Source organism: Arthrobacter sp. StoSoilA2 (genome assembly GCF_019977195.1).
GTDB lineage: Bacteria > Actinomycetota > Actinomycetes > Actinomycetales > Micrococcaceae > Arthrobacter.
Genome location: NZ_AP024643.1, coordinates 2,522,636 through 2,545,184, shown reverse-complemented (window position 1 = coordinate 2,545,184; position 22,549 = coordinate 2,522,636). Strand labels below are relative to the sequence as shown.

21 protein-coding genes are annotated in these 22,549 nt (G+C 63.0%); 11 read left to right on the top strand and 10 right to left on the bottom strand.

Annotated features, from left to right (window positions below; translation table 11 throughout):
* The first annotated feature begins 13 nt into the window (after positions 1–13).
* Both LDN82_RS11505 and LDN82_RS11500 read left to right on the top strand, forming a co-directional pair.
* Complete coding sequence (locus LDN82_RS11505) at positions 14–1,471, top strand: APC family permease (RefSeq protein ID WP_224164326.1); 1,458 nt, start codon at positions 14–16, stop codon at positions 1,469–1,471.
* The gene (locus LDN82_RS11500) at positions 1,461–3,140 is read left to right on the top strand and encodes an amidohydrolase (RefSeq protein ID WP_224164325.1); all 1,680 of its coding nucleotides are present in this window, start codon (positions 1,461–1,463) and stop codon (positions 3,138–3,140) included. The genes LDN82_RS11505 and LDN82_RS11500 overlap by 11 nt, the downstream gene beginning before the upstream one ends.
* A 20-nt stretch (positions 3,141–3,160) precedes the next feature.
* Here the strand turns inward: LDN82_RS11500 and hrpB are convergent, their stop codons facing one another.
* Both hrpB and LDN82_RS11490 read right to left on the bottom strand, forming a co-directional pair.
* Complete coding sequence (gene hrpB / locus LDN82_RS11495; protein WP_346347118.1) at positions 3,161–5,851, bottom strand: ATP-dependent helicase HrpB; 2,691 nt, start codon at positions 5,849–5,851, stop codon at positions 3,161–3,163.
* Positions 5,852–5,933: 82 nt separating this feature from the next.
* The gene (locus LDN82_RS11490; protein ID WP_224164324.1) at positions 5,934–6,977 is read right to left on the bottom strand and encodes an NAD(P)-dependent alcohol dehydrogenase; all 1,044 of its coding nucleotides are present in this window, start codon (positions 6,975–6,977) and stop codon (positions 5,934–5,936) included.
* Between the two features lie 130 nt (positions 6,978–7,107).
* Here LDN82_RS11490 and LDN82_RS11485 point away from each other — a divergent pair, with 130 nt between their 5' ends.
* Genes LDN82_RS11485 through LDN82_RS11475 form a run of 3 tightly spaced genes read left to right on the top strand, consistent with a single transcriptional unit; the run spans position 7,108 to position 10,652 of the window.
* Positions 7,108–8,016, top strand: coding sequence for a helix-turn-helix transcriptional regulator (locus LDN82_RS11485; RefSeq protein ID WP_224164323.1), 909 nt, complete (start codon positions 7,108–7,110; stop codon positions 8,014–8,016).
* Between the two features lie 21 nt (positions 8,017–8,037).
* The gene (locus LDN82_RS11480) at positions 8,038–8,442 is read left to right on the top strand and encodes a cupin domain-containing protein (RefSeq protein WP_224164322.1); all 405 of its coding nucleotides are present in this window, start codon (positions 8,038–8,040) and stop codon (positions 8,440–8,442) included.
* Between the two features lie 53 nt (positions 8,443–8,495).
* Positions 8,496–10,652 carry an HNH endonuclease signature motif containing protein gene (locus tag LDN82_RS11475; protein WP_224164321.1) on the top strand — a complete coding sequence of 719 codons (2,157 nt, stop codon included), beginning with the start codon at positions 8,496–8,498 and terminating at the stop codon, positions 10,650–10,652.
* Between the two features lie 98 nt (positions 10,653–10,750).
* Here LDN82_RS11475 and LDN82_RS11470 read toward each other — a convergent pair whose 3' ends face one another.
* The 4 genes from LDN82_RS11470 to LDN82_RS11455 form a co-directional block, all read right to left on the bottom strand.
* On the bottom strand, positions 10,751–12,013 hold the full coding sequence (locus LDN82_RS11470; protein ID WP_224164320.1) for an RNA polymerase sigma factor: 1,263 nt from the start codon (positions 12,011–12,013) through the stop codon (positions 10,751–10,753).
* An 81-nt stretch (positions 12,014–12,094) separates the two neighbouring features.
* Positions 12,095–12,514, bottom strand: coding sequence for a YciI family protein (locus LDN82_RS11465; protein WP_224090154.1), 420 nt, complete (start codon positions 12,512–12,514; stop codon positions 12,095–12,097).
* Between the two features lie 217 nt (positions 12,515–12,731).
* Positions 12,732–13,289 carry a hypothetical protein gene (locus tag LDN82_RS11460; RefSeq protein WP_224164319.1) on the bottom strand — a complete coding sequence of 186 codons (558 nt, stop codon included), beginning with the start codon at positions 13,287–13,289 and terminating at the stop codon, positions 12,732–12,734.
* Positions 13,290–13,428: 139 nt separating this feature from the next.
* Positions 13,429–14,376: a 5'-3' exonuclease gene (locus LDN82_RS11455; RefSeq protein ID WP_224164318.1), complete on the bottom strand. Its 948-nt coding sequence runs from the start codon at positions 14,374–14,376 to the stop codon at positions 13,429–13,431.
* Between the two features lie 182 nt (positions 14,377–14,558).
* Here LDN82_RS11455 and LDN82_RS11450 point away from each other — a divergent pair, with 182 nt between their 5' ends.
* From LDN82_RS11450 to LDN82_RS11440, 3 genes are all read left to right on the top strand, one after another.
* Positions 14,559–16,493 (top strand): FAD-binding monooxygenase, encoded by a 1,935-nt coding sequence (locus LDN82_RS11450; protein WP_224164317.1) that lies wholly within the window; start codon positions 14,559–14,561, stop codon positions 16,491–16,493.
* A 129-nt stretch (positions 16,494–16,622) separates the two neighbouring features.
* The gene (locus tag LDN82_RS11445; protein ID WP_224167522.1) at positions 16,623–17,879 is read left to right on the top strand and encodes an MFS transporter; all 1,257 of its coding nucleotides are present in this window, start codon (positions 16,623–16,625) and stop codon (positions 17,877–17,879) included.
* A gap of 188 nt (positions 17,880–18,067) precedes the next feature.
* Complete coding sequence (locus LDN82_RS11440) at positions 18,068–18,286, top strand: hypothetical protein (protein ID WP_224164316.1); 219 nt, start codon at positions 18,068–18,070, stop codon at positions 18,284–18,286.
* A 67-nt stretch (positions 18,287–18,353) separates the two neighbouring features.
* Here the strand turns inward: LDN82_RS11440 and LDN82_RS11435 are convergent, their stop codons facing one another.
* Entirely contained in the window at positions 18,354–18,707 is a 354-nt protein-coding gene (locus LDN82_RS11435) for a TraR/DksA C4-type zinc finger protein (protein ID WP_224164315.1), read from the bottom strand.
* A gap of 176 nt (positions 18,708–18,883) precedes the next feature.
* On the opposite strand from LDN82_RS11435, the gene LDN82_RS11430 reads away from it, so the two are divergent.
* Both LDN82_RS11430 and LDN82_RS11425 read left to right on the top strand, forming a co-directional pair.
* The gene (locus LDN82_RS11430) at positions 18,884–19,213 is read left to right on the top strand and encodes a DUF1801 domain-containing protein (RefSeq protein WP_263422240.1); all 330 of its coding nucleotides are present in this window, start codon (positions 18,884–18,886) and stop codon (positions 19,211–19,213) included.
* 126 nt (positions 19,214–19,339) lie between these two features.
* Positions 19,340–19,729, top strand: a complete 390-nt coding sequence (locus tag LDN82_RS11425) for a hypothetical protein (RefSeq protein ID WP_224164313.1) — start codon at positions 19,340–19,342, stop codon at positions 19,727–19,729.
* Here LDN82_RS11425 and LDN82_RS11420 read toward each other — a convergent pair.
* The 3 genes from LDN82_RS11420 to LDN82_RS11410 form a co-directional block, all read right to left on the bottom strand.
* Positions 19,701–20,294, bottom strand: coding sequence for a dihydrofolate reductase family protein (locus LDN82_RS11420; RefSeq protein ID WP_224167521.1), 594 nt, complete (start codon positions 20,292–20,294; stop codon positions 19,701–19,703). The genes LDN82_RS11425 and LDN82_RS11420 overlap by 29 nt on opposite strands.
* A gap of 107 nt (positions 20,295–20,401) precedes the next feature.
* Positions 20,402–21,283, bottom strand: coding sequence for an SDR family oxidoreductase (locus LDN82_RS11415; protein ID WP_224164312.1), 882 nt, complete (start codon positions 21,281–21,283; stop codon positions 20,402–20,404).
* Positions 21,280–21,753, bottom strand: a complete 474-nt coding sequence (locus LDN82_RS11410) for a nuclear transport factor 2 family protein (protein WP_224164311.1) — start codon at positions 21,751–21,753, stop codon at positions 21,280–21,282. The genes LDN82_RS11415 and LDN82_RS11410 overlap by 4 nt, the downstream gene beginning before the upstream one ends.
* A 66-nt stretch (positions 21,754–21,819) precedes the next feature.
* On the opposite strand from LDN82_RS11410, the gene LDN82_RS11405 reads away from it, so the two are divergent.
* Positions 21,820–22,482 carry a TetR/AcrR family transcriptional regulator gene (locus LDN82_RS11405; RefSeq protein WP_224164310.1) on the top strand — a complete coding sequence of 221 codons (663 nt, stop codon included), beginning with the start codon at positions 21,820–21,822 and terminating at the stop codon, positions 22,480–22,482.
* The last annotated feature ends 67 nt before the right edge of the window (positions 22,483–22,549 follow it).

Below are 22,549 nucleotides of genomic sequence, written 5' to 3'. Positions count from 1 at the left end.
CTCCGAGGACACCATGTCTGAAATCGAAACCCGCCCTCCTGCAGCGGATGCTGGAAACGGGCTCAAGAAAAATGCCATCGGCACAGGCGGCATTGCCTTCCTGGTCATCTCCGCAGCAGCCCCCCTGACCGTGATGGCCGGTGTGGCACCTGTGGCCATTGGCATCGGGGGCATTGGCGCCCCCATGGGCTACGTCATCGCCGGCGCCGTTCTCTTGATCTTCGCTGTGGCTTTCATGGCCATGACCAAGCACGTCAAAGCAGCCGGCGGCTTCTACACCTACATCACTCTTGCCATGGGAAAAACGGTAGGTCTGGCCTCCGCCATCCTCGCCATCGTCTCTTATAACTGCCTGCAGATCGGCGTCTACGGGCTCTTCGCAGTCCAGACCCAGGCCATGCTCCGAACACTCTTCGGCCTGGACGTCCCATGGCCCGCAGTCGCCTTGATGGCCGTCGCTGCCGTCTGGTTCCTTGGCTATCGGGGCATCGACGTCGGGGCAAAGGTCCTGGGTGTCCTGCTCATTGCCGAGACCGCCATCCTTGCCGTCATGGGCGCCGGCATCCTGGCGAACGGGGGCGCCCAAGGCATCAGTCTTGCCTCCTTCTCCCCCGAGCATGCGTTCACCCCTGGCGTCCTGGCCATCCTTGCCATCTGCTTCGCCGCTTTCATGGGCTTTGAATCCACCGTGCTGTACCGCCGTGAAGCCCGAAACCCGGACAAGTCCGTCCCGCGGGCAACCTACATCGCGGTCGGCTTCATGTCCGTGTTCTATGCGTTCATCGTGTGGACGGTCATCCAGGCCTACGGCGATGGTGACGTGATGGCAGCTGCAGGTGAGTTGGCCGACGGCATGTTCTTCGCCACGATCAATCACTACGTGGGTCCGTGGGCCGAGGTTGTCATGTACGTGCTGATCGTGACCAGTGTCTATGCTTCCCAGCTTGCCTTCCACAATGCCATCAACCGCTACGTTTACATGCTGGCAAAGGACGGCGTCCTTCCCGCTTTCCTCGGGAGGACCCATCCGAAGTACAAGTCCCCGCACCGCGCCGGACAGATCCAGACAGCCCTCGCAGCCATCGTCATCATTATTTGCGCCATCGCCGGCGCCGATCCTTACAAGCAGCTGCTGATCTGGGTCAACACCCCCGGCATCTTCGGCATTGTCGCGTTGCAGGGACTGGTGTCCGTAGCAGCATTCATCTACCTTCGGCGCAACCCGGAAGCCGTGACCAACCGGCTGCTCATTCCTTTGAGCATCGCTTCAGCCATCCTGCTCTTCGGTGTGGTTGCCCTGATCGCCATCAACATCGAACTGCTGACTTTCGCCGATGCCCTTACCAACACCATCCTCCTGTTGGTGACCCCCCTTGTTTTCCTGGCAGGCCTGCTGACAGCCCGCAGATTGCGCAGTGCCCGCCCTCACATCTTCGCCCGGATTGGAAGCTTCGAAACCCATGACTCCTGACCTCATTGTCCTTGCCGACACCATCCACACACTCGACGACCGCCCGGATAACGGTTCCCGACCGGCCATTCAGGCCGTTGCCGTCCGCGACGGGTTGATTGCCGCCGTCGGAACCCGGGAGGATGCCCAGCAGTGGCGTGGGCCAAGTACACGGGTAGTGGACCTTGGCGGTGCGACACTTACGCCAGGCCTGGTGGATTGCCACATCCACCCGGTGTTTGGCCTGGACCTGACCATCGGCTGTGATCTGTCCGGCGCGTCGACTTTGGCTGAAGTACGCGCGCTGCTGCAGTCAGAATCAATGAACGGCGCAGAATCAACGACCGGCCCAGTGACATCGGACGACGGCGGCTGGTTGCGTGCGTGGGGTCTGAATCCGAACGCGTTTGGCCCAGTACCCCTGCACCGGAGTGTGCTCGACGAGGTCTCCGGAGACCGGCCAGCGATGATCCGTTTGTTCGACGGGCATTCGGCGTTGGCGAACAGCCGGGCACTGGAATTGGCCGGGATCAGTGGCCGCGTTGAATTCGACCAGTCCGCCGAGGTGGTCTGCGACGCCGACGGCGTCCCCACCGGGATGCTCCTGGAAGCGGCGGCCATTGAACTGGTGCAGCGTCACATTCCCAAGGAATCGTTTGAGGACCGCAAGACCCGCCTGGGTGTCTTGCTCCGGGACTTCGCCCGGTCCGGCCTGACCGGCGGGCACGTCATGGACCATGACGAGGAGTCGACGGCTCTACTTCAGGCTTTGGAAGCCGACGGCGGGCTGCCGCTGCGGTTGCGGAGTGCGCCGTGGTGCATGCCGGGCACTGGCGTTGCCGAATGGAAGCAGCTTGCCCGCACCGTAGGCACCGGCGGACGCCGCTGGTCGATCGAGGCCATCAAACTGTTCGTTGATGGAACCGTGGACAATGGGACGGCGTGGCTTTACGAGCCGGACCTGTACGGCCAGTCCACTGCGCCATTCTGGCCACGGCCGGAAGAATACACAGCTGCGGTCCGCTACTTTGCCTCCCGGGGAATCCCGACGGCGACACACGCCATTGGCGATGCCGGCGTGGAACATGTCCTGGACGCCTTGGAGTCGCTCCGCGGTGTTGTGCCCTCGGATGTGCTCCGCCAGACGGTTCACAGGATTGAACATATCGAAACGGTGCCCGACCAGCTGGTGGAACGCTTCCAGCACGCCGGAGTGGTGGCGAGTATGCAGCCGACGCACTGCACACATTATTCCGTGGCTGACCACAGTGACAATTGGTCCACCCGGCTAGGCAAGGTCCGTGCCGACCGCGCATGGCGTTGCAGGGACCTCCGCGAGGCCGGAGTCACCGTGGGCATCGGCTCCGACTGGCCGATCGCTCCGTACGCACCCTTGCCGATCATTGCAGACGCCCAGTTGCGGCGCCGTTCCGGACATCCGGAGCAGGAACCCATCGCACCAGCCCAGGCGCTCACCGCACTCCAAGCGCTTGAGGGCTACACCTCGCACGCGGCGCGGGCTGCAGGACTGTGGGACGTTTCGGGCTCCATCACGGTGGGCAAACGCGCCGACTTCACCGCGTTCGAGCGGGACCCACTGACAACGGCCCCGGATGAGTTTGCGGCAAGCAGCGTAATAGGCACGTTCGTGGACGGCGAGATCCAGTTCATGTTGGAAAGGCTTGCCTAGCAGTTCTTTCATCGGCTGGGCTACATGCGGTTCTTGGTTTTGGCCGTAGCCAGTGCCGTCCACGGATCTTCGGGCCAGGGATGCCTGGGGTAGCGCCCACGCATCTCTGCCCGAACCTGGGAGTAGGGCCCGGACCAGAACGAAGCGAGATCGGCTGTTACTGCCAACGGCCTGCCTGCGGGAGACAAAAGGTGGAAAAGCACCGGTACCCTTCCGCCAATAAGGCGGGGCGTGCGGTCCCAGCCGAAGCATTCCTGCAGCTTGACCGCTACAACCGGGCTACCGCCGTCGTGCTCCGCATTCTTTCGCTCCGGGCCCCCGGAGCCGTCAGCGACCTCGGGGTAATCGATCCTCACCCGCGAGCCGCTGGGCACCTGAAGGCGCTCAGGCACCAGGCTGTCCAAGGTGGAAGCCTCGGGCCACGGGAGCAGGCGCCGGAGTGGATCGGTGAGGTCGATGGTGGCGGCCGGGGTACCGGTGGCCATGGATTCGAGCTCCGGGGCAAGCCAATCATCCAACCTGGCCAGCAGGGCGGATTCGCTGACATCCGGCCACGGATCGCCCAGCTCCCGGTGCAACAAGGCCAGACGCCGGCGCAGCGCATCTGCCGCAGCGGACCACCCGATCATCGAGAGTCCTGCCTTTTCCAGCGCAATCGCAACAGCATGTCGGCCCTGCTCGACGCTGGGGCGCACGGGCGTCGAAGACAAAACGAGGGCTCCCAGTCTCCGCTCAAGCCTGGCGGTCACCCGACCTTGGGCGAAACGTGCCACTACGTCCTCCACCGACAGCTCCGGCGCCGCAGCCACCGCGAGTTCGGCGGACAGGGGCGCCGCCGATCGGATCACGGCTCCCGTGCCCGCGGCATCCCTGCCTTGGGCGCGGGAAACCTCCGCCACGGCCAACCAGTCATGACCGGCCAGGGAGCTACCTGCGGGCAGACCAGCCCTGGTGCCCGATGTCAGCAGATACGTGGGTGCCCCTTGGCCGGGAACCCGCCTGGCAATACGGTCCGGGAAGGCCAACGCGACCACGAACCCCGGTGCCTCCCTCGCTGTAACGTCCAGCGGCGCTTTCACGACGTCGGAGGTCTCCTGACGCGCGAACGATTCCATCCGTTTGACGTCCTCGGCGAATCGTCGGGCTGCCGGGTCTGATCCGGAACGAACTGCCGCCAGGAGTTTTGTGAGATCGGCACCAGGTGCGCGTTGATCACCTGCCACCAGTGCCACGGTTTCAGCGGCAAGGCGGCGGCCAACCAGCGCGGAACCGTCCAGCAACGCGCGGGCCAGCCGCGGGTCGGCCGGGATCTTCGCGAGTGTCCTGCCCAGGTCCGTGACAGTTCCTTCCACTGTCACAGCACCGAGTTCCCGAAGAACCTCGACGGCGTCATCCATAGCGGCACGCGGTGGTGCGTCGGGCAGTGCAAGCCCCCGGCCCCCGGGTGCTCCCCAGCAAGCGAGGACCAGAGCGGCGCTGGTGAGGTCGGCCACCGAAACCTCGGGGGTTTGATGTGCTGGCGCAGCGGCGAAGGCCTGTTGGTCGTAGCACCGGACCACCCTGCCTGGTCCTTGGCGCGCTGCGCGACCGGCCCGCTGCTCCGCAGAAGCCTTCGAGCAGGACACCGTCACCAGTCCGGACATGCCTCTGCCCGCGTCACGACGCGGTTCACGTGACAGGCCGGAATCAATAACGAGCCGGACGCCCGGCACCGTGAGTGACGACTCGGCCAACGCCGTTGACACAATAATTCGAGGAGGGCCGCCGGGTTCCCGGCCCGAAACCGCACGGTCCTGGGCGTCTGGACCGATCTGGCCGTGCAGTTCAAGTACCTCAACACCGGCCTGGACCCGCCCGCGGAGGCGGCTGGCGACGTCGGACACTTCACGGACGCCTGGGAGGAAGACCAAAGCGTCAACGTCGGGGTTTTCCATGAGCGCTTCCTCGTGGGCAGCCACCGTTGTTTCGGCAACATGGCTAAGGAAGCTGCATGCCACGCCGCGATCATCCAAGCGCTGGCCGTTGGCCGGAACCCACTGGACCTCCAGGGCGTGCAGCACGGAAGGACAGTCGACGACGGGAGCCGGCACACCGCCGTCGGCCTCCCCCAAGCCGCCTCGCTCCAGCCCGTTTTGCCCCAGCAGGCTGGCGAAACGCTTCGCGTCAACGGTTGCCGACATGGCCACCAGCGTGAGGTCGCCCCGGAGTTCCTGGACTTCCGCGAGCATGCCCACCAGCAGGTCGGTTTCGAGGCCCCGCTCGTGGACCTCATCCAGGATCACCGCTTGCGTGCCCTCAAGTCCCGGATCAGCCAGGAGGCGCCGCAAGAGAATGCCCGGAGTGACGAATTCCACTACAGTGTCCGGGCCCGATTTGCTCTCGCCGCGGACTGTATAACCCACCCGGCTGCCCAGACGGCTGCCGTCGAGAGAGGCAAGGCGGCGGGCGGCTGAACGCGCGGCCACCCTGCGCGGTTGGGTGACGACGACGCGGGGCTGGCCCGGGCGCGCCTCCTCCACGAGGTTGGCCAGCAGTGGAGGAACCAAGGTTGTCTTTCCCGTCCCGGGTGGCGCCTGGACGACCACCGTTCCGCCGTCGCCCTGGCTTTTGAGCGCGGCGGTGAGCTTTCCCAGGGAATCAGCGAAGACCAGCCCTGCGCCAATGGTCTCCAGTCTAAAAGTCACCACACCATTGTCCCTGCTTGCCTGCACTAAAAAGGCCACGCCCCTCGATCAACCTGACGGCTGCGAGGAGGCGTGGCCCCTTCAGTGGTCTTGCTGTTGGGTCGGCGTGCTAGCCAATGGTGGACGCGTCGATGACGAAGCGATAACGCACATCGGAGGCGAGTACGCGCTCATAAGCATCGTTGATCTTGCTGGCCGGGATGACCTCGATCTCGGCACCGAGCCCGTGCTCGGCGCAGAAGTCCAGCATCTCCTGGGTTTCGCGGATTCCGCCAATCATGGAGCCGGCGAACCTGCGGCGCCCACCGATGAGGGCGAAAGCATTCACGGGCAGCGGCTCGGCCGGCGCGCCAACGTTCACCAGCGTGCCGTCAAGGCTCAGCAGTTGCAGGTAGGCGCTGATATCGATGGAAGCACTGACCGTGTTGATGATGAGGTCAAAGGTACCTGCCAGTTGCTCGAACGTGGCAGGATCACTGGTGGCGTAATAGTGGTCAGCGCCAAGATTGAGGCCATCTTCCATCTTCTTCAGGGACTGAGACAAAACCGTCACCTCGGCACCCATGGCGTGGGCAATCTTGACCCCCATGTGGCCCAGGCCGCCCAGGCCCACGATCGCGACCTTCTTGCCAGGGCCGGCTTCCCAGTGGTGCAGCGGGGAGAAGGTCGTGATACCTGCGCACAGCAGCGGTGCAGCGACGTCGAGATCCAGCGCTTCAGGAATCGTGACGACAAAGTCCTCGTTCACCACCACGCTGCTCGAGTAACCGCCCTGGGTGACGGTACCGTCACGGTCAATTGCTCCGTAAGTGCCCACGTTGCCGTTGAGGCAGTACTGTTCCTCGCCCGCCAAGCAGTTCCTGCACTCCTTGCACGAGTTGACCATGCAGCCAACACCAACCCGGTCACCGACTTTGTGCTTGGTGACGTTCGGGCCAACTTCGGTAACGATGCCGGCAATCTCGTGGCCAGGGACCAGCGGGTACTGCTGGGGACCCCAATCGCCGCGCACAGTGTGGATGTCCGAGTGACAGATGCCAGCGAATTTGATGTCAATGTGCACATCGTGAGGTCCAACCCCGCGACGTTCGATGGTGGTCAGGGTCAGGTCGCCCGTGGCCGAGGGGGAAGCATAAGCGTTAGCGGAAGGCATGTTTCTCCTGCGTGATGAAGATCAGTGGATGTTTCCATCTAACCCTCTTTTCCACAATGCAAGGAGTTACTGCTGTTAGGGGTACTGACAGGGACTCCCTTGGGAGACCAAAACCCCTACCGTTGGAAACATGGACAACCGTACCGAGACGCGCGATTTCCTCTCGACACGAAGAGCGAAGATCACCCCCGAACAAGCTGGGCTTGCCGCCTATGGCGGCAACCGGCGCGTCCTGGGGCTCCGCCGAGGCGAAGTTGCCATGCTTGCCGGCGTCAGTGTTGAGTACTACACCCGCTTGGAGCGGGGGAACCTCTCAGGCGTCTCGGATAGCGTCCTCGAATCGCTCGCCAATGCCCTGCAACTGGACGACGCCGAACGGGCGCATCTCTTGGACCTCGCCCGTGCGGCCAACGACGGCGGCCGGTTGCGGCGTCGGCCGGTACGGAAACAATCCATCCGGCAGGGCGTCCAACTCACATTGGACGCAATCACCCATTCACCGGCATTCGTGCGCAATGGCCGGCTCGATATCCTCGCTACCAACGCCTTGGGCAGGGCACTGTACTCGGAAAGCTACGACAACCCTTCCGGACCACCCAACCTTGCCCGCTTCCTCTTCCTCGATCCCCGCAGCCATGACTTCTACACCGATTGGGAACGGGCCGCCAACGACACGGTGGCCATTATGCGGACCGAGGCCGGGCGGGACCCATACGACCGTGGACTCACAGACCTCGTAGGCGAGCTGTCCACCCGCAGCGAAGAATTCCGTGTGCGCTGGGCTTCGCACAACGTCCGGCAGCATTACACCGGCAAGAAACAATTCCGTCATCCGATCGTCGGGGACCTGCACATGCTCTACGAGGCGTTTGAGTTGTCCGCTGACGACGGCCTGACCATGACCATCTACAACGCGGAGCCCGGCACCGGGACTGAGGATGCCCTGCAACTGCTTGCGAGTTGGGCTGCCACCACGCTTGCCTCTGAACCCGGCACGCCTGAACCCGGCCACGACCTCCGCGCGACGAAACGCAACTAATTCCGCAACGAAAAAGGAACCATGGACATTACCGCCAAAACCACAAGCACCAAGGGACCATCAGGGCTCTTCACCGGCGAAGTCTACTTCGACGTCATCGCCAAGGGAGACGAGCCCTCCCGACTGCGGGTGAACATCGTCCGCTTCGCACCGTGTGCGAGAACGGCGTGGCACACCCACGCGGCTGGACAGACGCTCTACGTGACCGACGGTGTGTGCCTGGTGCAGGCGCGCGGAGGCGAGGTCAAGGTGGCCCGTCAAGGTGACACCATCTACACACCGCCGGGCGAGTGGCACTGGCACGGTGCTGCTCCGGACCATTTCATGAGCCACCTTGCCATGTGGGAAACCACCGGAGCCTCCGACGGTTCCGAAACAACCTGGGGCGAGTTGGTATCTAACGAGGAGTACGGCTATCCCGGCTGAAGCCCTTGGAAGTGCTTCCTAAAAATGTCAGACCCTGGTGAGAGGGTTTATTCATGGGAAGCATTGGGGAAATCATGGCGCGACGGGCAGCGATGCCTGGCGTCGCGGTGCGCCCCCGGGGCCTTCCCCGAGGAAGCCACACCGGTCCGGCCAGCGGCCAGGCCGGCTGTGAAAGCCCGACGGCGGCGGCTGCGGCAGGCGGCGATTCGGAGAAGCTCAGGGCCATGGCGCTGCTTCGCGGCATTGAACCGAAATCCTTCGCCACCCTTAGTGAAATGGACCGTGAAGGCGAGCGTGTTCACGGCCTGGAACCACTGCCCTTCGCCGGCCTTGGGGTCGATCCTGAAGTTGAAGTCGATCCAGGAATTAGGGTCGATCCTGAAGTCAGCCCTGTTTCCCGGGGACTGGGCGGTTCCTTGGGACTTGGGAGTCCGCTAAGACATCAGGGCGCGCCGGGGCTTGAGGATACGCTCGGGCTCGGGGATGCGCTGGGACTTGGGGATGCGCTGGCGGACAGCGTTGGGGCCTTGGAAAGTCTGCGTTCCGTCACCGTGGCCGGCGCCCCGGGGTTCGGGTTTGCCGAAGCCGCGGGGTTCGCCGGGCGGGTGGAGGATATTGCCCGCACCGTGGAGTATCTGCAGGTCATCGCGGCGCACGCCGTGGAACGGACTCGCACCCGGGCCCAGCAGGCACGGCCCTCCTCCGCGGCGGGCACGGGATGGCAGACAGGCTGGACCAACCCCACACCCACAGGACCAAACCCCGCCACCGCCACAGCCACAGCCACAGCCACAGCTGCAAGGTCCGATGCTGCTGCTGGCTTCAATACTGCTGCTGGATCCGCCACCCCTGCTGGCTTCAATGCTGCTGCTGGATCCGCTGTTGCTGCGGCGGACGCTGCTGCGGTGGCGGACGCTGCTGCGGTGGCCGATGATGGCTACCGCAACGCCGCGGAATTCCTGCGGGCCCGTCTGAGGATCGGCATCGGCGAAGCCCGGCGCCGGCTCGCCCTGGCCTCCCAGGTCCTCCCCGGGACCGGAATCGCCGGGCAACACATCCCGGCCCGCCGCGAAATCCTGGCCCAAGCCCTCGAATCCACGCAAATACCCACCCGGTCCGCGAGCATCATCAGCGCCGCCCTGGACAAAGTACGGCTCCTCACCGACGAGGAGACCATCACCCGGATGGAACACGCCCTCACCCGCACCGCCGCCGGGTCCGACCCCGACTTCGTCCTGAAAATGACCAAACGCTGGAACGACCTGATCGACCAGGACGGCCCGGAACCCAGCGAAGAAATCCTCCGCCAGCTCCAAGGCACCTTCATCCGCAAGCCCCGCCACGGACTGCACCACCTGGAAATCTTCGCCACCACCGAACAATACGAAACACTCACCACCGCCATGAACACCGCCACCAACCCCCGACTCACCACCGCACACACTAATGAGCCCGAAACCAGCAACACCACCGACGAAAGCAACGCCACCGGCGAAAGCAACGACAGCGTTAACGGGAACGGGGGCGGGAACGGAGACGGCGGGAACGAACCAGCGGGTCCGGACCTGGACCGGCGTTCCCGGGCCCAGAAACTCCTCGACGGCCTCGTCGGAGCCTGCGCCGTCGCCATGACCACAGGGAAACTGCCCTCCAACGGCGGGCTCCGACCCCAGCTCGCCGTCACCATCGACGAACGCGACCTCTTCCAACGACTCACGCGCACGGCCCCCACCCGGACCACAGGCACAGGGACCGGAGCTGACCCGCAACACCCCCGGCTCAGCTCCGGCTCCGCCACCTTCGCCGGCCCGATCCACCCCAACACCATCCGCAAAATCGCCTGCGACGCCGACATCCTCCCCGTCCTGCTCGGCAGCGAATCCCGCATCCTGGACATCGGCCGCACCACCCGGATCTTCCCGCCCCACATCCGCAAAGCCATCACCGCCCGGGACCAAGGCTGCGCGTTCCCCGACTGCACCATGCCCGCCCCCTGGTGCGAAGCCCATCACATCACCTACTGGTCACACGGCGGCACCACGTCAACCAACAACGGCACCTTGCTCTGCAGCCACCACCACCACCTCATCCACAAAGAAGACTGGCGCATCGACATCACAACAGGGGTTCCGTGGTTCATCCCGCCACCCCACATCGACCCCAAACAAACACCCCGACGCAACCACCACCACACACCCCTCAGAACATAAGAGCGCCTCCGAACATGAAGAGTGCCCGGCTATAAAAATGCCCGGCTATAAAAGTGCCCGGCGCACATCGAGGGGCTAGCATGCACCCGTTTGAGCGCTTACTGGCGTTGTCCGGGTTGCAAGTCCTTGATTTTTCGCTCAAGGACCACGCGTTCGGCGCCGCTGGAGCACAGTTCAAGAGCTTGGTGAAATGCATCCCTCGCTTCTTCATCGCGTCCAAGCCGCCACAGCAGCTCGCCTCTTACCGCCGGCAAGAGATGCGAGCCCTTGAGTTCACCCGTGCGATCCAATTCGTCAACGAGGTCCAGTGCGGCGGCAGGGCCAGAAGCCATGGACACGGCGACGGCACGGTTCAAATCGATGATGGGCGACGGCGTGAGTCGCCCGAGCGCCTCGTACAGAACCACGATTCGATCCCAGTCCGTCTCCTCCACTGAGTGCGCCACAGCGTGGCATTCGGCGATGGAAGCCTGCAGCCCGTAGGCGCCGAGCCCACGGCCGGAACCAGCCGCCGTCGAAAGCGCTGCGCGTCCGCGCCGGATTGCTGACTGATCCCATCGACGTCGGTCCTGGTTTTCCAGCAGGATCGGCTGGCCATCCGCGTTGAGCCTTGCCGGGAACCGCGCCGCTGTGAGTTCCATGAGTGCAAGCAACCCGAACGCTTCGGGCTCCGGTGCCACGCGGACCAGCACTCGGGCAAGTCGACGTGCTTCACTGGCCAGCTCGGTCCGCATCCAGTTTTCTCCTCCGGAAGCGTAGGCTCCTTCGTTGAAGATCAGATAGACGACATTCAGCACCGAACCAAGCCGCTCAGGGACCTGATCGGCTTCGGGCACTGCGAAGGGGACGCGCGCAGCAGCGAGCGTCTTCTTGGCCCGGGTGATGCGCGCCTGGATGGTTGGCACCGGGACCAGGAATGCCTTGGCGATCTCTTCCGTGGTCATGCCGCCCACAACGCGAAGAGTCATGGCTATGCGGGCTTCCCTGGACACCACGGGGTGGCAGGAGATGAACATCAGGGCCAGGACGTCGTCGTCTATGGTTTGGGGGTTGAACAGCGCATCCACACCCGCTTCTTCCTCTGTGAGGTCGCGCGCAAGCAGCGCATATTTGTCGTCCAGGGCGGCCCGCCGCCGGAAAGTATCGATGGCACGACGACGACCCGCTGTGAGGAGCCATCCCACGGGATTGGCAGGTGCGCCGTTGACAGACCATGACACGAGGGCCTCTGCGAGTGCTTCCTGTGCGAGGTCCTCTGCCAGTGGAAAGTCTCCGGTATAACGGGCAAGGGCGCCGACAATACGGGCGGATTCGCTGCGCCACACCGCTTCGACGGCGGCCCTTGCCTCGTTACTGCTCATGCCAGTTACTGCTCACGTCAGGTGGTTCTCACGTCAGTTACTGCTCATGTCCGGTACTGCCCAAAGGAGTGCCCGTCCGGTCTAGAGCTGTCCGGTCTGTTCGCGCCAAGCCCGCTCCTTTTGGATCCATTCGTTGTCCTGGGGGAATTCGTCGATGCTGGTTACCCGTCGGATCTCCGTCTTGGTGCCCGCGGTCATCGGCGCACGCTTGGCCCACTCGACGGCTTCCTGCTTGGACGCAACATCGAGGATGTAGTAACCGGCAAACAGTTCCTTGGTTTCACCGTACGGACCATCAGTGACCACCGGAGTGTCGCCGGTGAAGTCGACCACGACGCTTTCCTTTGCATCGTCCAGTCCTTCTGCAGCCAGGAGCACCCCGGCGCGAATCAGTTCATCATTGAACTTGCCCATGGCTTCGAGGATTTCGTTGAAGTCAATGTTCTCGAACTTGGCGAACGATTCGTCGGTTGCCCGCATGATCAGCATGTACTTGGCCATTGCACTCAATCTCCTGTGTTGTGGAAGGTCGCCCTTCGACCTTCTCATCCATGGGTCGAACAGTGCGAGGCAAAATCGACAACCTCTCAAAAGAATTTTCCCGGTTCTTCCAGAAGCTGTGTGGCCTCAACGATAAGGATCCCCTGGAGCTGTCCAGGGGATCCTTATTGCTTTCGGAGCATCGCGGGGTGGTTACTCCTGCCCGGGGGGCAGCGCCTTAGTGGCCGCCGCCTCCGATGACTCCAGCTTCAACAGCTTTGGTCACGGCATCCGCTTCAGCCTGTGTGAGCTTGCCGTCCGCCACGGCCTTGTCCAGCCGGGTCTTGAGGGCAGCGGCTCGCTCCTGCTGGGCGGCAGCACGAATTTCTTCCAAGGCGGTAGTGACCTTGGATTCGTCAATGCCCAGGGCTGCGGCCAGGGACTTGGCCAAGGCTGCTTCCTGAGCCGCCCGGTCCGGCTTGGTTCCTTCGGTGCCTTGGGTTGGTGGCGTGGTGGGCTTATTCGCTTCTCTGAAGGCCTTTAATGCGTCGGTGACTTTGGCTTCGTCCACTCCCAACTTGGCGGCAAGGTCCGCTGCGAGCTGGCCGCGGTCCGGACCGTGGCCTCCGGGCCTTCCGTGGCCCTGCCCGGGCGTTGTGGCATCGGCTGACGACGTTGCGCTCGGTGTAGGCGTCGGCGTCGTGGTGGCTGAAGCGACACTGGTGACACCCAGCCCTGCGCCCAGCGCCAACGCTCCGGCTGTGATGCCCAGCGTGATTCTCTTGGTCTTTGACATGGTGCCTCTCCTCAATCCGCCGTCAATTTAACGGTGCTGAGCCGTCCGAACGGCTGGTAACTTCCAGACGATCTGTAAACATCGTCCTGTTACTACAGTGAGGCGATCACCCAAGCCCACGCTGTTCTGAAGCTGTCAATCAGCTGTGAAGGTGTGGTTGGGTGTCCAAGGCCGCAAGCAATCGTTTGACTGAACCACCCAGGTTCCAGTCGTTGGCCAAGCGCTCAAGCTCAGCGCGTGCCTCGCCGGTCACGGGACGCAGTTGGGCGCCTGCCTCCTCAAGTGTGGGCACCTTCAGGTCGCGAACCACATTGACGACGGCGGGAGCTACCTTAAGGTATTCGGCCGCTGCGGAAAGCTTGGCGCGTACGGAACTGGAGAGTCCGCCGTCGGGATCCTCTGCTGCCTCCAGGAGGCCCTCAAGGGAGCCGTATTCCGCGAGCAGGGACGCGGCCGTTTTCTCGCCGATACCGGCAACGCCCGGCAGGCCATCGGATGAATCGCCGCGCAGTGTGGCGTAGTCCGCGTATTGTTGCGGCAGCACGCGGTACTTGCCAACGACGACGACGTCGGTGACCACTTCCAGGTTCTTCATGCCACGAGCGGTGTAAATGACGCGGACGTCCCGATCATCGTCGACGAGTTGGAAAAGGTCCCGATCACCCGTGACCACATCGGTGGGCAGCTGCGCCTGGCTGGCGTATGTTCCTACGACATCGTCGGCTTCATGGTCATCGATGCCCACCACAGCAATACCCGCAAGGTCCAGCACGTGGCGGATCAGCGGGATCTGCGCTTCGAGAGGATCGGGGACGATTTCGACGTCGGGGCCCACCGGCACGATTTCGGCCACCCTGTGGGCCTTGTAGCTGGGGATGAGCTCAACACGCCATTTCGGGCGCCAGTCATTGTCCCAGCAGGCGACCACGTGGGTCGCTTCATAGTCCGTGGTGAGGCGGGCAATCATGTCCATCAGGCCGCGGACGGCGTTGACGGGTGTGCCGTCGGAACGGCGGATGGAGTCCGGAACACCGTAAAAGGCGCGGAAGTACAAGGAAGCAGTGTCCAGGAGCATGAGTCGAGGCATATCTGATCCTGACACGTTCTGGCCGGAATCACCGTGAACCTGCGCTAAGCCTCGTCGGCCGGCTACATAAAGACTTGATCCTCACTGTGAGCCGCATTACGATTGGGTGAGCGATAATAGAACAAGGTGTTCAACTATAGAACACAATAAGAATTCAACCCACAAAGAAGTGAGGAAAGCCCGTGCAGTTCCACCACCACGGTTACGTATCCGGTGACCCTCGGGTCGAGCCAGCCGCCGGCGTCGGAATCAACCGCCCGGCCGAGCTTCCCGATGAAGTCGACGTTCTCATCGTCGGTACAGGCCCTGCAGGGATGCTGGCGGCTGCGCAACTGGCTCAGTTCCCGGATATCACGACGCGTATCATCGAGCGGCGCCCCGGCCGTCTGGCCATCGGCCAAGCCGACGGCATCCAGGCCCGCAGCGTGGAGACCTTCCAAGCGTTCGGGTTCGCCGAACGCATCACGGCTGAGGCCTACCGCATCACCGAAATGGCGTTCTGGAAGCCGGACCCCGCCGACCACTCGCGCATCGTCCGCGCGGCCCGCACAGTGGATGACCCCACCGGCATCAGCGAATTCCCGCACCTGATCGTGAACCAGGCCCGCGTGCTGGACTACTTCGCGGAGTTCATGGCCAACTCCCCCACCCGCATGAAGCCTGACTACGGCTACGAGTTCCGCAGTCTCCAGGTCACTGGTGTCGGTGACTACCCGGTCACCGTCACCCTTGGGCACACTGCGGGGCCGGACGAAGGCCAGGAGCGCACCATCCGGGCCAAATACGTCGTTGGTGCCGATGGTGCCCGCAGCAAGGTCCGCGAGTCCATCGGGTGCCATCTCGCAGGTGACCAGGCCAACCATGCCTGGGGTGTCATGGACGTTCTGGCCGTCACCGACTTCCCGGATATCCGCACCAAATGTGCTATCCAGTCCGGCGCCGGCGGCAGCATCCTGCTGATCCCCCGCGAGGGCGGGCACCTGTTCCGCATGTATGTGGACCTTGGCGAGGTTAAGCCTGAGGATCACGGCGCTGTGCGGAAGACCACCATCCAGCAGATCATCCAGAAGGCCAACGACATCCTGCACCCCTACACGCTGGATGTCCGCAACGTCGCGTGGCACAGTGTTTATGAGGTGGGGCACCGGCTCACGGACAGGTTCGACGACGTCCTGCCGGAGGAACGCGGGACGCGGACGCCGAGGGTGTTCATCACCGGCGATGCCTGCCACACACACAGCGCAAAGGCCGGCCAGGGAATGAACGTTTCCATGCAGGACGGCTTCAACATCGGCTGGAAACTCGGGCATGTCCTGGAAGGCCGAAGCCCTGAGAGCCTCCTGGACACGTACTCCGCTGAGCGTCAGGTGGTGGCCAAGAACCTGATCGACTTCGACAAGCAGTGGTCCACCTTGATGGCCAAGAAACCGGAAGAGTTCGAAGACCCCACAGAGCTTGAAAACTTCTACACAAGCACGGCCGAGTTCCCTGCCGGTTTCATGACCCAGTACGCTCCGTCCATGCTTGTTGCCGAGCCCAGGCACCAGGAACTCGCCACGGGCTTCCCCATCGGCAAGCGCTTCAAGTCGGCCCCGGTCCTGCGGGTCTGCGACACGAACCCGATGCACCTGGGCCACCACGCCAAGGCAGACGGCCGCTGGCGGATCTACGTCTTCGCCGATGCCGCGCAGGCCGGCGCCCCGGGCCGGCTCGCGGACTTCGCCGAGTGGATCGCGAACTCGCCGGACTCGCCGCTGGCGGCTACGCCGTCGGACGCTGACCGCGACGCCTGGTTCGATGTGAAGGTGATCTACCAGCAGGACCACACCAACGTAGACATCAACGCCGTCCCCGCAGCGTTCAAACCCACCGTTGGACCATTCAAGCTCACCTACCTCGAGAAGGTCTTCGGCACGGACCCGACAGCAGACATCTTTGAGCTGCGCGGACTCAGCCGCGACGGCGTGGTGGTGGTGGTCCGCCCGGACCAATACGTCGCCAACGTACTCCCCCTTACTTCGACGGCGGAACTCGGTGGGTTCTTTGCCACCGTGCATTCCGGGCAGCGGGAAAAGTCGAAAACAACGGACGCCGATCTGGTCAGCCACCAGGCGTAAGGATGGATGCAGCTGCCGGGGGCCGGCCCAGGCTCCCGGCAGCGAAACCTTCCCCGGGATCTGGCGGAGGCCGGGCAAGCGGACGAGAATGAGCGTGTGGTCACACCTGCCAGAGCTGGCGGCGACACCCTGAACGACGCCGCCAGAAAGATTCAACGTGTCTATCTCACGCTGACGCTGGGCAACACGGTGGCAGCTTCCTTCATCTGGGGTATCAACACGCTTTTCCTGCTTGATGCAGGCTTGAGCAACCTCGAGGCCTTCGCTGCCAACGCTTTCTTCACAGCGGGGATGGTCCTTTTCGAGGTACCTACAGGCGTGATCGCGGACGGCTGGGGTCGCCGTACTTCTTTCCTGCTTGGCACGATCACGTTGGCGGCGTCTACATACTTGTACTTCGTGCTGTGGCAGATCTCTGCACCGTTTTGGATGTGGGCCGTTGTCTCGGTGCTCCTTGGCCTCGGGTTCACGTTCTTCTCCGGTGCTGTGGAGGCCTGGCTTGTGGACGCCTTGCGCTTCTCAGGCTACGAAGGCGGTCTTGAAACCGTTCTGGGCCGCGGCCAGATGGTGCAGGGTGTGGCTATGCTGCTGGGTTCGGTGGCAGGTGGGGTTATCGCTCAAGCCACCAACCTTGGTGTGCCGTTCCTCTTACGGGTTTTCGTTCTGGTTGCCATGTTCGCCGTGGCGTTTGGGTTAATGCACGACGTCGGATTCTCACCTGAGCGGTCCACGCACCCCCTCCGTGCCACCCGCGCAGTGCTCACTGCCTCGATCGAGAACGGCCTGAAAAACCCGCCGGTCCGGTACGTCATGCTTGCCGCTCCCTTTAGTGCCGGCGTCGGGATCTATGTTTTCTACGCCCTGCAGCCATACCTCCTGGACCTGTTTGGCGACCCCCATGCCTATTCCATTGCGGGCCTCGCCGCTGCAATTGTGGCTGGCTCGCAAATCCTGGGCGGTTGGCTTGCCCCGCATGCCCGGCGCTTGTTCCATAAACGGACCTCGGTGATGATCCTGGGCGGTCTGGTGGGATTCGTGATCTTGCTGGTCCTCGGTTTCACCCGTGTCTTTTGGGTGGCACTGGTGCTGCTGGCACTGTGGGCTGTGGTTGGCTCTGCGGCAACTCCGGTCCGGCAGGCGTACGTCAATGACATGATTCCCTCGAAGCAGCGCGCCACAGTGCTGAGCTTCGATTCGCTCATGGGATCCAGCGGCGGTGTGGTGATACAGCCACTCCTTGGCCGTGGGGCTGACCTTTACGGCTACCCGGCGTCGCTGGCCATCGCGGGCATTATTGAGCTCATTTCGGTGCCGTTCCTGCTGGCGAGCCGCAGGCAGGGGGCATCCGCAGACCGTGCCAACACCGAAGCCGTTCAGTCACCTTGAGCCGGCAGCGAGGGCTTTATGGGCAATCTTCCGGTCAGGGGAAGGTGAATGAGGCCGCAGGTCCGTGGGCATGACACAGTGGGACTCACTCCATGAACGTGTTTAAACGCAAATGTGGTGAAACCAGATACTGAAAGCGTGGACAAGCAATGATTTCCCTAAGGCAGGACTCCCAAGGCTTCATCCGGATGAGCAGGCATTTTCCCGCCAGCGCCTCTGTGTCCGTCACCTTTGCCGACGGCACCCGGAAGGTTTTCCCGGGCAAGCGGCTCAACGAGATCTTCGACGATGCCCTGGCCGCGTTCCGGGCGGGAAACAACCTGGACGCCAAGGGCTTCGACCGCGGACCAAGAAAGAAGGTCCAGCAGGGCATCGAGTTCGTGCCCATCAGCCCTGACATGGCGTGAAGCGTGCCTGGCTGGTCTCTACCCGTCGGGTTTTCCTGTTTGCCTGGGTTTCCTGTTTGTCCGGGTTCTAATGTTTGCCTGAGGCGTGCTTGACGCAATAGGGCGTCCACGGCCTCGCTTCGAGCCGGCCCTCCGGAATAGCGACACCACAAACCGTACATATGCCGTAAGTTCCATCGGAAATCCGCTGCAAAGCGGCCTCAATCTGCTCAAGGCCCACACGGCTCTGGTCGAGCAGCGCGGAGGCCTGTGAGAGCTCGAAGGCGATGGTGGTGCCTTCAGGATCATGCTCGTCGTCGACGTTCGAGTCCTGGCGGGCGAGGCTGACCGATGTGATGTCACTGCGCAGCGCCTTCAGCAGGGCAAGCTTCCGGCCCCGCTCCTCCTCCAGCAGAACCCGGAACCGCTCGACGTCGACCATGTGAGCAAGCCTACCCATCGCCCCGCCCGCGGTCTGGGCAAGACCCAGTCTGGACAAGCTGTGGGGCGTAGTGCCCTAATAACGTGATGGGGAACTACTCGCACCATCCCGGAGTCGATAGTTACATAGACGCCCTCCCGGACTGGCTACAAACACTTTGTGAGGAACTGCGTGACGTGATCCACGAGGCCGAACCGGACATCGTGGAGACAATCAAAAGACGGGTTCAGCCCTACTTTGTCCTGGATGGAAACGTCTGTGCATTGCTCGCGGCCAGGAACCACGTGAACCTCTTTCTCTATGATGGCGCTATCGTTCCTGACCCTGCCGGGATCATCACAGCAGGGCACGATAACAAGACCGGCCGAATGATCAGCTTTTACATCAACGACGATGTACCTACCGCACCCCTCATCGCTATGCTGCGACAGATCGCCGCCAACAATCGCGCAGGCGGGTGGCGGAAAATCAAAGCAGGTTTGCAAGAGACTTCCGGCCCAGCGTGAGCGCCGGCCTTCATCGCGCGCCGGCCGGGAATCATGCGGAACAACGGCCCGTTATGTCTACAACGGCCATCTCTACAACGGCCGTTTCCGCCGTACACATAACGACAGGAAGTTTGGGGACTGACCATGACGTTGAACGAAACGATTGCCCGGCTCCGGGCGGCCCACCTCATGGTCCGTGACGCCAAGGAGTGGGACGAACTGTCCGTGAATCTGTGGACGGCATACCAGGCCAACGATGAAGAACTCGTTGAGCAGTTGCGGCCGCCGTTCCTGCAGTCCTGGCGGACCGTCACGCGGTACGTGCTCCGGGACACCTTCGACGCAGCCGGCATCTCGGTCGGCGAACCATCGCATCCATGGGGAATCGCTACGCTCACCGCCAATGGAACCACCAGCGAACCACTCCTCTGCCCCGCTGAAGGATTCCAGCTGCTCACGTTTGCCGAAATAATGTCCGGCTATTCGGATTCGCTGGAGCCTCTTTTCACGGCTGCCGGACAGGCGGACCGCTGATCAGCGTGGGTATGTACTCCAGCAGCTGCAGCTGACCATCGAAGGTCCTGCTGTTCACCATTTGAAGCGAAACATCAGGATAGCCGTCATAGATCCGTTCCGTGCCAGTACGGCCAGTGATCACCGGAAAAACGACGATCCTGTATCGGTCCACAAGTCCGGCACTCAACAAAGAGCGGCAAAGGCTGAGGCTTCCCAGTGTGGTCAGGGTGCCGGTCCGGGTCCGCTTCAGCTCTTTGACAGCTTCCACAGCATCCCCGCTTACCAGCTCGGAATTCGGCCAAGCCAGGGGTTCCTGGAGTGTGGACGAGAAGACGACCTTCGGCAGGGCCGCCAGCCCTGTCAAGGCCTCTCCCTCTTCCTTGGAGAACCCGGAGTCTTCGCCTGCGGCCTGTTCCGACATGCTTGACATCACCCGATAGGTGTTGGCCCCCATCAGCGTGGTGAAATCCTTCTTCCCTTCTTCCTCAAGCCAGGCAAGGTATTCCGGGGATTCAAGTCCCCACCAACCGGGCCACCCCTCCGCTGAGGCATACCCATCCAGGGAAATGATCAAATCCACCATCAACTGCGCTGATGTCGCTTCTGTAGTTGGCTCGCCCACGGCTGCTCCTCACGGGATTTCAGGTTGTGCCTAGCATTGTCCTCCCGAAGGCCGGTTTGCACCACGACTCATGTGCTCCTGATCCGGTCCAAACTCTCACGCAGTCCGATCACGGGAATTTCAGGGAACGCGGCACGTTCCACAGCCGGATCGAAGGCCGCAGCGCCTGATTCCATCCACAGCGCAGCCCTGGCCATCCGGGCCATGAACGGAGAAATCGTACCCGCGACGGCGGCCATCACCCGTAACCCTGCCACTGGTATCCGCTGGATCGAGCCCTTTCCAGCGTCTGCGAGGATGGCTTCCGCCAGCGTGTTGAAGGGGTGCGTTTCGGACCCCCACTCAACGGTCCTTCCACGCAAGGAAGGGCTGAAAAGGGCCAGCCGAACAGCGGCAGCAGCGTCCGGCGTCGACGTAAATGTCACAGGTGCCCGTCCCGAACCGAAGACAAGCACCCTGCCCTTCGTGTGGAGGGGCTGGCTCATTGAGTCGAGGAACTGCTCAAGGTTCGCTCCCATCCGGATTACTGTCCATGCCATGCCCGAGGCCTTCAATGCCTCCTCCGCTGCGTACTTCATGCGCAGGAAATCCAGAGGGGCATCGGGAGCCGCCCCATGCATCGACATCATCACTACATGTTCCACGCCCGCCCGGGACGCGGCATCGATGACCCGAAGTGCGCCGTCGCGGTCCACACTGCGTGGGTTGCCGCCTCTTTTCAGCCCAAAGCCCGACGCCGCGAACACCACGTGGCTGCATCCGGCAACGGCCCGTCCGCAGTCCTTGCCCGAGGCGAGCGTCCCGCGGACAAGCTCGACGCCGTCGACGTTCTTCCTGGGGAAGGGCTGGGATTCACCCCTGGCCATGACCCGTACGGAAGCACCGCGCCGAACCAGTTCCCCCGTAAGCCGCGAACCCAGGCGGCCCGTACCGCCCACTACGAGGATCATGACTCCTGCGATATCGGAAGTACGGCCCCATCCTGAAGGCCCGTGCCCGCAGTGGTGCGGACGGCGTCGTCGATGTCACCCGAAGAACGTTCCACAGGTTCGAGATAGAAATGGACGGAGGCGATCCGCTCCTGGCGCACAGTAAAAATCGCCACTCCGGCAAGTTCCACCAGCGTCCCATCGCGTCTCGTGCCCCGGGCGCCCCATTCAACCCAAACGGTTCCGTGCCGGCCTTCAGCGGCGTCGGCGATTGCTGGTGTGAGGTCAGGAATGCCAGCAAAAAGGCTGGTCCAGTTGGCACGGACCTGGGCGCGGCCGGTGAAATTACGTTCGGGATGAATCGGGGTGATGTTGACGTAGTCGTTGGCGAATTCGGCGACCAAGGCGTCAAGGTCGTGGCGGCCGGACGCAGCGAACATCCGCCGAACGGGCCCTTCCGGAAGGCGCTCCAGGCCCTCCACGGTTTCCATGGTGACTCCTTGGTGCGGTATCTTGAATTCAATACAGTTCTCTGTATTGATTGGAGTCTAGGAGTCATGGCAACCGGAATCAAGAGTCCCGGTGAAACATCCGGGGGTCAACGCAGCTACGATGCCAGCCGTCGCCGCCAAGCCGCCGAGGCGTCACGGCGCACCATCCTCGCGCGCGCCCGCGAACTATTCCTCCTGCAGGGCTTCGGCGCGACCACCATCTCCGAAATTGCCGCTGCGTCCGCAGTATCGACGGAGTCCATCTACAAGAAATTCGGCGGCAAGGCCGGCCTCGTCCGCGCTCTCCACGAGCAGAGTCTCCTCGGCAAGGGCGGGCCGCCAGCCGAGCAGCGCTCAGACCTCGCACAAGTAGCGGCAGACGACCCACGGGAACTGATGGAACAGTTCGGCCGGTTCACTGCAGAAGTCAGCCCCCTTGCGGCACCAATCAGCCTGCTCATCCGTGACGCCGCTGCAACAGGGGATGCCGACATGGCCGGCCTCCTGAAGGACATTGACGACGCCCGGCATCGCCGGATGCTGCACAACGCGCGTCAACTGATTGCCCGCGGCCTGCTCCGTCCGGGCTTGGGCGCTGAAGAGGCCGCCGACATCATGTTCGCGTGCACCACGCCCGAACTGTTCGAAAGCCTCGTCCTGAAACGAGGGTGGAGTGCAGGGCGGTACGGCCGGTTCATCGCCTCCGCTCTCGCAGCAAACCTGCTCTGACACGCAAGCCTGCCCTGACACGCAGACCTACTCTGACACGCATGCCGAAGCACCGCCCGGCTGGGAA